Source organism: Undibacterium sp. GW821-FHT11H02 (assembly GCF_058808015.1).
The window spans coordinates 126,939-139,759 of the sequence record NZ_JBXARG010000013.1 but is presented as its reverse complement, the minus strand read 5'-3'; the positions used below and the strand labels follow the sequence as shown (position 1 = coordinate 139,759).

The window sequence follows — 12,821 nt, the reverse complement described above, 5'->3', positions numbered from 1 at the left end:
GAGATGATCTGCACTAAACAGCGCTACCGCCCTGCCCTCTCTGGTTTTTTGGGGTGTCCCAGGGGCAAGCAAAGGCGATGAATTTATCCCTCAATAATCATCCAGCTTCAAAAAAACTCTGCTTCAAAGCCTGATGTTGGGCTGCCTGCAATCGTGGACCATACTGTGTCACCACTTTCGCAGCCGCTAAATTGGCAAAGGCGGCTGCCTTTGCGAAAGACTCCCCTTGCGTGAGAGCAAACAGAAAAGCACCGGCAAACATATCACCTGCGCCATTCGTGTCTATCGGAGCGACCTTAGGTGCAGGCACCTGTATCAATTGTTCGCCATCAAACACATACGCACCATCTGCACCACAGGTGATCGCAAATTGTTTTGCGTATTGTTGCAAGCCCTTACATGCCGATTCAAAATCATCGGTCTGAATAAATCCCAGTGCCTCATCGCGATTACAGAAGATCAAATCCACTTGGTCGCCTATCATTTCCAACAGACCATCGCGGAAAAATTGTACCATCGCCGGATCAGACAAACTCAGCGCAATTTTTGTTCCCTGCTGTTGCGCATGTTCACGTAAGCGAATCGCGGCCTCTCTGCCCGTCACCGAGGTCACCAGATAACCTTCGATATAAACATAGTGCGCATCCGGCACCACCGCAAAGTCAATTTCATTAACCGATAACAGCTCACTCATACCAAGATAAGTATTCATCGTGCGCTCTGCATCAGGGGTAATCATGACCAGACATTTGCCGGTAGTCCCCGGTGGTGGCGTGAAGTGTGAAGGCGTGGTGACGCCAGCCGCTTTCATATCATTTAAATAAAATGCGCCATTTTCATCCGCAGCGACTTTGCAAGAGTAAAAATTCTGACAACCAAAATAACTGGCCGCGATAATTGTATTAGCCGCCGAGCCGCCACTAGCACGCTTTGATGCGACCAGGTGGTGCTCCAATGCAGCGATCAATTCTTGCTGGCGCGCTTCATCAACCAGTGTCATAACGCCCTTATCGACCTTCATATTTTGCAAATCCGTATCGAGCAAAGTAATTTCGGTATCAACCAAAGCCGCACCTAGGCCGTAAATGTCATACTTTTTTTTCATTTTCATCTTTAAAGAAAGTGGTGTTTCCAATAATTTGTAAATTATTCCCTATATATGTTGCATTTTGGCGCAAATCGACGCTTCCCCAAAGAAATATTTAATTGACGGCAATGTAAAAACACCATGATACTAGGACGTCTTGAATCGATTTCAGTAGGCAGCAGCTCATTACTTTACGCCAGTAGCTTGAGGCTGAATTGCCATTTACGCCACGCCGCCAAGGCTCGCCAATTTACGAATTGGTTGACCACTGGTATGAGCCAATCAGGACAGTATGGGCAAAGTGGGCATCAATTGCAGCAGACTTCATGGATGGCTTTGTGAAAAATTTTTGGCGCAACAGACAGTGGCTCTTTCCACAATCACTACCCACCGCCATTTTCATTCTGGGTATGTGTATCACTGCGGCCGGCACTTGGTGGCTCAATAATACGCTTAAGAATAAGCTAGAAACAGAATTCCAAAATAAGGCAGATCGCATTACGGCGGAAATTCAACAACGATTCAGCAATCCTATTTTTGGATTAAATGGCGCGAAAAGTTTGTTTGGGATCAGACAAAACCTCAGTGCTGCCCAATTTGAATCGGCTATCCGAACCCGTAACTTGCCACTGGAGTTTCCTGGTGTACGCGGCTTTGGCTTCATAGAAAAAGTTTCGCAGGAAGATCTGGCTGGCTACATAGAACAGCAGAAAATCGAACTGGGCGCGCAGTTCAGTCTGCAAGAATTTCAGGGGCCACGCAATGCATCGCGTTATATCGCGAAGTATTTTGTTTCCCCATTTAACAGCCATTTTGTTCCGGGTACCGACTTCAGCTCTGACGCAAGGCGCCGATTGGCCATTGAAGAGGCAGTCAATTCAGGTCTGCCTTCGATTAGTCCCTTAATCTACGCGCCACCAAAAACAGAAAAAAGAGCCAGTATTCTACTGTTTGTGCCGGTGTTCAAAAAAGAGCTCGCAAGCGATAGCCCAGCAGCGCGTCAGGCGGCCATTTTTGGACTGGTTTATGCGCCGGTCGTATTACCCGATCTATTGGCAAAAATGCGCGATGTAGAAAACGGCAATCTGCAATTTGAACTGCAAAATATTTTGCCTGATCCGGATGGCAATATTGTTGGATACAAGGCATTTAAAAGTGATGCGCCCGCGGCAGACGAGCATATTGCGATGTTTGAGAGTCAACGTGAAATTGAATTACATAGACACGGGTTCAAACTAAATATACGCAGTACGGCTCAATTTGAAGCAGGAATGAATCGCACCATTCCTATTCTCTTTTTCATCGCCGCCAGCATCATATGCAGCCTCCTCGCGGCCTTGCTACGAATAGAGCTGACCTGGGGTGACCAGACCCAACAAAAGCTCGATATCGCCTTGCGAGACAACGAGGCTCTGCTCAGCACCTTGAATATGCACGCTATCGTTTCTGTGACCGATGCGGCGGGTTGTATTATCGACGTGAATGAAGCGTTCTGCCGCATCTCCGGCTACCAACGTCATGAATTGATAGGGCAAACCCACAGACTGATACGCTCGCGCGAACAATCCAGTCAATTCTGGACTGATATGTGGCATAGCATTTCTAACGGCACCCCTTGGCGCGGCGATGTGTGTAATCAGGCGAAAGATGGTTCGCTATTTTGGGTCAACACCTTTGTTGCCCCGTTTAAAAATAATCAGGGCATCATAGAAAAATACATCGCTATCCGCACCGATATCACAGAAGAAAAAAAAGCAGCACAACAATTACAGGCAGCGCTACGCGATAGCGATGCGCTGCTCAGCACCTTGAACATGCATGCCATTGTCTCGATTGCAGACAAGGTCGGACGTATCATCGAGGTGAATCAGGCCTATTGCCGCATTAGTGGTTATAGCAAGGAAGAAATTTTAGAAGGCAATCATCGTATCGTTGCCACGGGCATACAATCGCCCGATTTCTTGTCGACCATGTGGCGCACTATTTCCACTGGTACACCGTGGCGTGGCGAGGTCTGTAATCGCGCTAAGAACGGTTCTTTGTATTGGGTTGATACCTTCATCGCGCCATTCAAAAACGCACAGGGGGAGATAGAAAAATACATTTCCATCCGCACCGATATCACCGCCAGCAAAAAAGCGGCTAGCCGGCTGGCCAGTCAGCGCAGCGCCCTGGCGCATATTATTGAAGGTACCAACGTCGGCACCTGGGAATGGAATGTAGAAACAGGTGAAATGCGCTTAAACGAACGGTGGGCAGATCAGATTGGCTATGAGCTCAATGAACTTACACCAATTACCGTGGAAACCTGGAATGCACTGACCCATCCGGAAGATCTGGCAAAAGCCAAAGTGTTGATGCTGCGTCACTTCGACCATGATCTGCCGTATTACGAGTGCGAAACCAGGCTACTCCATAAAAATGGTAACTGGATATGGGTGCTAACCCGGGGGCGAGTATCCTCTTTCACTTCGACCGGTAAACCAGAATGGGTATCTGGTACGCAAATGGATATTACGGAGCGAAAAAAGGCCGAGACCGAATTACAGCACAGCACCAAATTACTACTCACTGTCAGAGATCAGCTCACCAAAGCAGCCGAGGTGGCCGAATTGGGAATATGGAGCTGGGATGTCAGTACGAATGAAATTATTTTCAATGAGCGTATGTACGAAATCTATGAAGTTCCTGCAGAATTTAGGACTGGTCCAATAACTTATGATTTCTGGCGATCTAAAGTGCACCCAGATGATATTGCCGATACCGAAGCAAGACTACGTGCCACGGTAGAAAGCAACGCACCCTACGCGCCGATTTTCCGGATATTAAGTAAGACCCACGGGATACGATATATCCAGGCCGCAGGTGGGGTAGAGCGTGATGGCGATCATATTCTGGTCACGGGGATTAATCGCGATATCACGCTGCAATACCATGCCGAGGAAGCATTGCGTAAAGCCAAGCAAGCGGCAGATGATGCGAATCAGGCGAAATCCGCATTTTTAGCCAATATGAGCCATGAAATCCGCACGCCTATGAACGCCATTTTGGGCATGTTAAGTTTGCTCAGAAAAACCCCGCTATCGCCGCAACAAAATGACTACGCAGCCAAAACTGAGGGTGCGGCTCGCTCGCTACTCAATTTGCTCAACGACATCTTAGATATTTCCAAAGTCGAAGCCGGCAAAATGAGCCTGGATCCTCACCCTTTCCAGCTCGATCAACTACTCGGCGAATTATCGGATTTGTTAGCGATCACAGTGGGTAGTAAGCCTGTCGATATTCTGTTTGATATAGACAGAAATATTCCCAAATATCTGGTAGGAGATGCCTTGCGATTGCGCCAAATCCTGACCAATCTCGGTAGTAATGCGGTGAAGTTTACCGAACAAGGACAAGTGATTATCGCTATTTCAGCGGTGCGCCAAGACGCGCAAACAGTGGATCTGCATTTCTCAGTGAAAGATACGGGAATAGGCATTGCACCTGAAAACCACGAGAAAATTTTTACGGGATTTACTCAAGCAGAGACCTCCACCACGCGCCGCTTTGGCGGCTCAGGTTTAGGCATAGCCATCAGTCAGGGGCTGGTCTCTATGATGGGCGGCTCGCTAGCCTTAGAGAGCGAATTGGGCAAGGGGGCATGTTTCTATTTTGATGTCCAGTTGCCAGTCGCTTCTTCATTAGCGTTGAACACTGAACAAGCGCTTCCCGATCAATTGTCGGCGCGCCTGTTAATTGTCGAGGCGAATATTTTCGTACGAGAAAACATTAAAGTGGCCTGTAGAGAGCTCAACTTCGATGCCGAATTTGTCGACAGTAGTATGGCGGCCTTATTAACGATGCAAACCAGTAAAGTAGTGCATCAGGCCATCTTGATCGACTGGGACATCGTCGAAGTCGACGGTTGGGGCTATATTTGGACCATGCGCGGCCTGGCCGACCAGACTGGTCAATCCTTATTCCTGTTGATGCGTGAAAATGAGCGCGACCTGCTACAAAAAGTCGCGCCCAAAGAACAATTATTATTTGACGCTGTACTGAATAAGCCCTTGACCAAGCAAAAACTGTTAGCGAACCTGAGCAACAAAATTGCCGCAACGCCAGTAGTTCAATCCGATGAAAAAAAATCCGCACCGCCGAGCCTCAGCAGCCTACATAATCTGCGCATCTTACTGGTCGAGGACAATATCAATAATCAGCAAGTGGCGTGTGAGTTATTGCAAGCCGAAGGGGCTCGTGTGCAGATAGCCAATCATGGATTGGAAGCGATTGAGTTCATTTCCACCGAAAGAATTCCATTTGATATTGTGCTGATGGATTTGCAGATGCCAGTCATGGATGGATACACCGCGACCAAAAAAATACGTAATGAACTTGGTCGTAAACAATTACCGATAATCGCTATGTCGGCCAATGTGATGGCCACAGATAAAGCGGCGTGCCTGGCAGCGGGCTTAAATGATCACATAGGAAAACCATTTGATTTGCACAATCTGGTTCAGGTAATACTTCGATACACGAAACAATCAACCGCTTTCCTTGAGCATCATGTCGATCAATCGAATCCACCGGATGACAGCCTGATCGAGATGGCTTCATCTTTGGACATCGATATCGTGCCCGCGCTCAATCGCTTGGGAGGAAAACAGGCGCTTTACTTGCGTATGCTCACCATGTTCCTGAACGATCTGCAAGCCGCACCTCAACAATTGCGCGATGCGGCGGCCGTCGATAACAAGGCCGTGTTACGCCAACTACATACCATCAAAGGCTTGACCGCAACTTTGGGGGCGAATTCTCATGCGGCTGCTTTAGCAGCGATAGAGAAGTCTATGAATGGCGATTTAATGCCATCAGCATTTGAGCAATTGATCAGCGATGCCTGTCAAATTTTTGAATCACTGGCGCAAAATTTGTCCGCCTTGGTCCCGCATTTAGCTTCTGAACCCGCACCGCCAGAGCCCGATGCCACGCAACTATTTGATCCTGTTTTATTTCGCCGTAGCCTGCTCAATTTAGCTGAGCAGCTAGAGAATGCCGATATGGCAGCAACCGAATCTATCATACAGTTACAAAATCGTTTCGGCGCGGATTTACATGATAAGCTAGTACCTCTGGCAACGGCGATCAGCGCACTGGACTTTATGCTGGCGCAGGAACTATGCATGGCTTTATTAGACGATGTGACTCAAAAGTGATTCAAAAGCGAAACACAAATGGCTAACCATATCATTTCATCTGCTGCGACCCATGATGCACTGTTCCCTGCGCAGACCAGGCCGCGCCTTTTAGTGGTTGATGATCAACCAGCCAATATTCAAATTTTGTATCAGATTTTATCTAACGATTATCAAGTGTTCATGGCAACCAGTGGCGCGCAAGCTTTGGCACTCTGTGCTGCGCGCCAACCTGATCTGGTATTACTCGATTTGATCATGCCTGATATTGATGGTTATCAAGTCTGTCAGCGTCTGAAAGATGATGCCGTCACGCGTGACATTCCGGTGATTTTTATTACCGCACAAACTGATGAATCTGCAGAAGAAATGGGCTTTGACTGCGGTGCAGTCGATTTTATTTCTAAGCCTATCAATCCCCGCATCGTTAAGGCCAGGGTCAAGACCCATCTGATGCTGAAAGCACAATCTGACTTACTACGCAGCTGGGCCTATCTGGATGGCTTGACCGGCGTGCATAACCGGCGTTTCTTCGATGAGCGTGTCAATGCTGAGATGGGTCGCGCCATTCGCAATCAGACCGCACTGAGTCTGGTCATGCTGGACGTAGATTTTTTCAAACGTTATAACGATCACTACGGACACCAGGCCGGTGATGATTGTTTGCGGCGTGTCGCCAGCACTTTAAAAAATAGTTTGATGCGTGCAGGCGATCACGTTGCACGTTATGGTGGGGAAGAATTTGTTTGCCTGTTACCAGATACCGACTATAACGGTGCGATGCTGTTAGCAGAAGCGATACGACATGAGATCAAAGGTCTGCAAATTGAACATGCGGAGTCATCGGTTGCCCCGTATGTCACGGTCAGTCTCGGCGTAGGCTGCAAACCTGCCAATATTCATGGCAGCGCAATGACGCTGATTAGCTTGGCCGACACCCAACTGTACAAAGCCAAAGAGCAGGGGCGCCACCGCATCTATGGTGCTGAATTAGAGGCTTAATAATCTGATCCATTTTTGATTTCAGATTTTTTTGCTTTATTCGAATACAAATCAAAAACTTCTCAATAGCTTAGTGCAAAAAAAGACTTTGATTTATAAGCGAACAAGGGGTGAAGTAGTTTGCCACCACACTGGCAATCACATTCGTGGATGAATTTGCGCCCTACTTCACACTTGGATTAAATAATTGTTTCATACGATTAGCCTTTAGTAGCGCGCATCGCTTTTGCTGAACCAGTTTGCTGAGCGCGCTCTTGTGCATCGATGGCTAATTTCTGTTCTTCTGTCAAACGTTTGGCACTGATCACGACGGTTTGCATGGCGCTGTTTTGCAAGTCAAACGATAATTTTTCTTCGGCACTCATACGTTTTGCGCTGACGACCACTTTTTGCATTTTTTGTGCCGCCACTTTATTGCCTGCATTTTGCTGATTAGCAGCCTTACCTTGAAACGCGGTTGCTGCACTGATGACTGCAGCTAAAGAAGCGATTACAAGAAAAGTTTTTGTAGAGAGAGAGGTTTTCATTTTGTTCTTCCTAGTTAAGTTAAATTAAGTTCAGTTGAATTCAGTTCTGTGTTTTTTGAACTCGTCGACGTTTGTCGATGGTTGAACTATAGAGATTTGCTTTTGGCAGTGCGAGCGGCTTGCGACGAAATGCAAAAAGGCAGGGACAAAGCTACAAAATCAGATTGCGAAAGTTAATTGCTTCTGTAACATCCCACGCTTCATCAGCCCTTTTGGCATGAACCAGACAGTCCAGCGTACAATAGAGGCTTTCCCGCCCGCTGCTCTTGTTGCTATGACCATCCTGCTGTCCACCCTGAATGCCCGCTATGCCCATGCATCCTTAGGATTGCGTTATCTTTACGCCAATATGGGGGCATTGCAGGAGCAAACCCATTTGCAGGAATTTGTAATCGGTGCCAAAACCACTGACTTGTTAGAGCGCTTATTGTCTTGGCAAGCTAGCGATGAAAAACTCATCATAGGTTTTGGCGTGTATATCTGGAATGTGGAAGAAACCTCGCGCTTAGTGGCGCTGATCAAACGCGTTGCACCGGAAATTATCATCGTCTTGGGTGGTCCCGAAGTGTCTTACGAATCCCAAGAACAAGCGATTGTCGGCATGGCAGACTATGTCATCACGGGGTGGGGCGATGTCAGTTTTCCCGCTTTGTGCCAGCAGATATTGTATGGTCCCAAACCACTGATGAAAATTCATGCCGGTGTACAAGCCAACTTGGATGAACTGCGCCTGCCTTACGAATACTATAGCGATCAAGACATTAAGCATCGTACTTTGTATGTGGAAGCCTCACGTGGCTGCCCGTTCAAATGTGAATTTTGTTTATCCGCTTTAGATAAAACCGCCTGGCCTTTTGACATAGATCGTTTTCTGGAAGAAATGGAAGACCTGCATGCGCGCGGCGCGCGGCTATTTAAATTCGTTGATCGTACCTTTAATTTGAACATCAAAACCAGTCTGAAGATTATGCAATTCTTCCTCGACAAACTGGCAGCGAATCCAGACGATCCGGTGTTCGCCCATTTTGAGGTAGTGCCCGATCATTTACCTGATGCGTTGAAAGAAGGCATACAAAAATTCCCCGCCGGAACGCTACAATTTGAAATTGGCATACAGAGTTTTAACCCTGAAGTCCAAGCACGTATCAGCCGCAAACAAAATAATGTCAAAGCAGCTGAAAACATTCTCTGGCTGATGCAACATTCACAGGCGCATTTGCACGTCGATCTGATCGCGGGCTTACCTGGCGAGACCGTGGATAGTTTTGCGCAAGGCTTTAATCAATTGCACGCCTTAGGGCCGCATGAGATTCAATTTGGCATCTTAAAACGTTTGCGTGGCACGCCTATTATTCGTCACACCGAAGATTTTGGCATGCGTTTTGATCCTTATCCGCCCTACACTATTTTGGCGAATAAAGATGTTCCATTTGCCGCGATGCAGAGGTTGATACGTTTTGCCCGCTACTGGGACTTGATCGCCAACTCGGGGCGCTTCACGCATACCTTGCCTGTGATACTCGGTACCCGAGCATTTGAAAACTTTATGGATTTATCGGACTGGATATATGCACAAACCGATGCCACCCATAAAATCGCTCTGGATCGATTGGCCAATTTGGTCACCAAATGGTTATGCCAAGAGCGTGGCATGGATTTGCAGGCGGCGCAGACCATGATAGGTAAAGACTACGCTGGCGATGCGAAGCACAAGCAAAGCCCGGAAGTATTGGCACAAGTGCATGCTGCACTCGACAATAAACCAGGCAACATTTCCCCCCAGACCAGCAAGGCTCCTAAACGCCAAGTACGGCATTTACTCAGTTGAATCGCTTCAAGTCGTGCTGGGCAAGAGACGACATCCACAAGCAGGCGACCAACTGAAGACAAACTCATAGCATTAAAATAATTGAGCTTAGGCAAAATTGTGCGCATTTCCCTGTGAAATTTGCCACAGAGAATGTTTTTCAAGATGGTTTCGCGCATAATAGAAGAATTGCTTTGTGTGGAATTATTGTTGAGTATGTCAGAGTCTCGCAGCTTTCTCTTTTATGACAATCCCAGCCGCCGGCGTCTCGCTATGCGCCTGCTATTGACATTTGTCGCCTATTTTGTGGCGGGCAAGCTAGGGCTAAGTTATCCCTTCATCCCACCCAATGTCACCTTAATCTGGCTACCCACTGGGATAGCACTGGCGGCATTAGTCAGAGCAGGTTTGGGTATGGCGCCTGCTATTTTTTTGGCATCGGTCTTACTCAACGTATCTACCGGCGCGCCGGTTTTTACTTCATTCTTAATCGGCATTGGTAATACTTCAGCGCCACTCTGCGTCGCAATCTATTTACGCAACAAGAATTTCTCTATGAGTTTTTTGCACCGCGAAGATGTGATACGTTTCTGTCTGGCGAGTGCGGTGGGCATGTGTATTTCTGCCACCATGGGCAGCTTGAGTCTGTGGCAGGCAGGCATCATTCCCAGCCCGTTATTTGCCTGGCTTAGTTGGTGGGCTGGGGACACAGTTGGCCTGTTTTTAGCGGCTCCATTTTTGCTGGCACTGACCCAACCAGGTAAAAAGCTGAAACAAACCGTACAGGAAAATCTCGCCTTTATTGGACTTTTTATTGCTGCACATTGGTTGATTTTTTTCTCTAAACAAAGCCTGCTACATCTGACCTTTGTCGCCATGGCCGTGATGATCTGGGCAGCTTTACGACTGGGACAATTATTTACTTCCGTGACCGTACTGGCCTCATCGACGATCGCAGTAATTGCGACCTACCAAGGCATAGGCCCATTCAAGTCGCTGGAGCCATCCGAAAGCTCTATCGTGCTATGGCTCTATATGGCGACGCTCTCCATCACCGCTTTATTGATCACTGCGTTACAAGCAGAACGGCTTGCTGCAACCAATGAATTACGCGATGCCTTTGAACGGATTAGTAAAGTTGCCTCGCGCTTGCCCGGTTTAATTATGCAATACCGGATTCAACCTGACCGCAGCACCAGCGTGCTGTATGTCAGTGACGCGATAGAATCGATGTTTGAAATGAAGGCCAAAGACATACGCCACAATGCTTCACCGATGGTGAAACGTATCGATACCGCGGATAAAAAGCGTTTTTTACAAAAACATGAATACGCGACCGAACACTTAATTCCTTACCAAATGGAATTTCGCTACCATAAACTCAATGGCACGGTGCGCTGGCTGTATCTCGATGCCTTACCCGAGTTAGAACCCGAAGGCAGTACCTTATGGCATTGCTTCGTTAGCGACATCACTGATAGAAAAAGCGCGGAACAAGATTTACGCGTCGCTGCGATTACCTTCGAATCTCAAGAAGGTATTTTTGTCGCGGATAATCAATGGAATGTTTTACGTATCAATCAGGCTTATTCCCGCATCACTGGCTTTTCTTCAGAGGAATTAATAGGCAAACCCTTACCACGTCATATCAGCCAACAACAAGATGCTGACTTCTTTGCTGGCATTTATCAAGCACTTGATCAACATCGCTTTTGGCAAGGCGAATTGTGGTCTGAGAAAAAAAATCAAGAAGTCTATCCGCAGCTCATAACCTTAACTGCGATTGTCAATGAGAGCGGGCATATCAGTAACTACATAGGATCTTTCACTGACATCAGTCGTCACAAAGGCTACGAAGATGAAATCCTGAATTTAGCCTTTTATGACCCACTGACCCATTTACCGAATCGCCGTTTGCTGATGGATAGATTGCAGCATCTGATCGCCATGAATCAAAGGGATGAGGCGCACAGTGCCATTCTGTTCATCGATCTGGATAACTTCAAAACACTGAACGACACGCGCGGTCACGATGCTGGCGATTTATTGCTGATTGAAGCCGCGCAGCGCTTGCAAACTTGTGTTCGTGAGAGCGATACCGTAGCGCGTCTGGGCGGTGATGAATTTGTGGTGGTACTACAGGCCTTGAGTGCTGAACGAGACGAGGCCGCACTACAGGCTGATCGCATCGCGGAGAAAATACGCTTATTGTTAAATGAACCCTACCAGATTACGGATTTCATACACCACGGGGCTGGCAGCATAGGCGTATGCTTGTTTCAAGGTGGCGATATCACGGTCAAAGATTTATTCAAACGTGCAGACACTGCAATGTACGAAGCGAAAACCTCAGGACGCAATGCGGTACGGTTTTTTGATCCGGCTATGCAAGCGGTATTAGTTGTCAAAATGATGCTGGAGTCGAATCTGCGGGTGGCTTTAGCATTAGAACAATTCCAGTTGTATTATCAAATTCAGGTTGATGCAGAAGGCCAAGTGGTGGGAGCCGAGGCCTTGTTACGCTGGATACATCCCGACCGCGGCTTCATTTCGCCGCTAGAGTTCATTCCTATCGCCGAACAGACCGGTTTGATAGTTCCGATCGGCACCTGGGTCTTAGAAACCGCCTGCAATCAATTAAAAAAATGGGCGCGCAATCCTAAGACGGCGCATCTGAGTCTGGCGGTCAACGTCAGCGCCAAACAATTCCAGCAATCGAATTTTGTTGAGACGGTCACCGAAATCGTACGCTTACACAATATCAATGCAAGCCGCCTTAAAATCGAACTAACCGAAAGTACTATTCTTGATAATGTTGATGCGACTACGGAGAAAATGCAGCAGTTGAAAAAACTCGGTATCGCTTTTTCTATGGATGATTTTGGCACTGGCTATTCTTCGCTGGCCTACCTGCAAAAACTTCCTCTGAATCAATTGAAAATCGACCAGTCTTTTGTGCGTGATTTGAACGATGATGAAAGCGATGCGACTATCGTCCGTGCGATTATTTCTCTAGGTTTAAATCTGGGCTTAGATGTGATTGCCGAAGGGGTAGAAACCGTGGCACAACGCCGCTTCCTGATTGAACATAATTGCCTGACCTTCCAAGGCTATTTGTATTCTAAACCGATCCCGATTGAAGGTTTAAATGCCTTATTAGAAGGTGATGCCAGTGAACACCATTTCTTACTGACACCGCCCGATGCAGATGAGTAATT

Annotated in this window: 7 protein-coding genes; 5 read left to right on the top strand and 2 right to left on the bottom strand. The window is 47.3% G+C overall.

Going from position 1 to position 12,821, the window contains the following annotated elements; genetic code table 11:
- Positions 1-97: 97 nt before the first annotated feature.
- Positions 98-1,105, bottom strand: a complete 1,008-nt coding sequence (locus tag AC1RR2_RS14235) for an adenosine kinase (RefSeq protein WP_493222920.1) — start codon at positions 1,103-1,105, stop codon at positions 98-100.
- Between the two features lie 123 nt (positions 1,106-1,228).
- Here AC1RR2_RS14235 and AC1RR2_RS14230 point away from each other — a divergent pair, with 123 nt between their 5' ends.
- Genes AC1RR2_RS14230 through AC1RR2_RS14220 form a run of 3 tightly spaced genes read left to right on the top strand, consistent with a single transcriptional unit; the run spans position 1,229 to position 7,269 of the window.
- A complete protein-coding gene (locus tag AC1RR2_RS14230) occupies positions 1,229-1,429 on the top strand; it encodes a hypothetical protein (protein WP_493222919.1) in 201 nt (66 codons plus the stop codon).
- Positions 1,414-6,288 (top strand): PAS domain S-box protein, encoded by a 4,875-nt coding sequence (locus AC1RR2_RS14225; protein ID WP_493222918.1) that lies wholly within the window; start codon positions 1,414-1,416, stop codon positions 6,286-6,288. Before AC1RR2_RS14230 ends, AC1RR2_RS14225 begins: the two co-directional genes overlap by 16 nt.
- A gap of 18 nt (positions 6,289-6,306) precedes the next feature.
- Entirely contained in the window at positions 6,307-7,269 is a 963-nt protein-coding gene (locus tag AC1RR2_RS14220; RefSeq protein WP_493222917.1) for a diguanylate cyclase, read from the top strand.
- A 200-nt stretch (positions 7,270-7,469) separates the two neighbouring features.
- Here AC1RR2_RS14220 and AC1RR2_RS14215 read toward each other — a convergent pair whose 3' ends face one another.
- Entirely contained in the window at positions 7,470-7,796 is a 327-nt protein-coding gene (locus AC1RR2_RS14215) for a hypothetical protein (RefSeq protein WP_493222916.1), read from the bottom strand.
- A gap of 274 nt (positions 7,797-8,070) precedes the next feature.
- On the opposite strand from AC1RR2_RS14215, the gene AC1RR2_RS14210 reads away from it, so the two are divergent.
- Both AC1RR2_RS14210 and AC1RR2_RS14205 read left to right on the top strand, forming a co-directional pair.
- Complete coding sequence (locus AC1RR2_RS14210) at positions 8,071-9,624, top strand: B12-binding domain-containing radical SAM protein (protein WP_493222940.1); 1,554 nt, start codon at positions 8,071-8,073, stop codon at positions 9,622-9,624.
- A gap of 195 nt (positions 9,625-9,819) precedes the next feature.
- Positions 9,820-12,819 carry a bifunctional diguanylate cyclase/phosphodiesterase gene (locus tag AC1RR2_RS14205; protein WP_493222915.1) on the top strand — a complete coding sequence of 1,000 codons (3,000 nt, stop codon included), beginning with the start codon at positions 9,820-9,822 and terminating at the stop codon, positions 12,817-12,819.
- The last annotated feature ends 2 nt before the right edge of the window (positions 12,820-12,821 follow it).

What these genes read in the sequence shown, in the direction of transcription:
- AC1RR2_RS14235 (WP_493222920.1), bottom strand. Translation starts at nt 1,105, where the DNA reads ATGAAAAAAAAGTATGACATTTACGGCCTAGGTGCGGCTTTGGTTGAT.
- AC1RR2_RS14230 (WP_493222919.1), top strand. Translation starts at nt 1,229, where the DNA reads ATGATACTAGGACGTCTTGAATCGATTTCAGTAGGCAGCAGCTCATTA.
- AC1RR2_RS14225 (WP_493222918.1), top strand. Translation starts at nt 1,414, where the DNA reads ATGGATGGCTTTGTGAAAAATTTTTGGCGCAACAGACAGTGGCTCTTT.
- AC1RR2_RS14220 (WP_493222917.1), top strand. Translation starts at nt 6,307, where the DNA reads ATGGCTAACCATATCATTTCATCTGCTGCGACCCATGATGCACTGTTC.
- AC1RR2_RS14215 (WP_493222916.1), bottom strand. Translation starts at nt 7,796, where the DNA reads ATGAAAACCTCTCTCTCTACAAAAACTTTTCTTGTAATCGCTTCTTTA.
- AC1RR2_RS14210 (WP_493222940.1), top strand. Translation starts at nt 8,071, where the DNA reads ATGACCATCCTGCTGTCCACCCTGAATGCCCGCTATGCCCATGCATCC.
- AC1RR2_RS14205 (WP_493222915.1), top strand. Translation starts at nt 9,820, where the DNA reads ATGTCAGAGTCTCGCAGCTTTCTCTTTTATGACAATCCCAGCCGCCGG.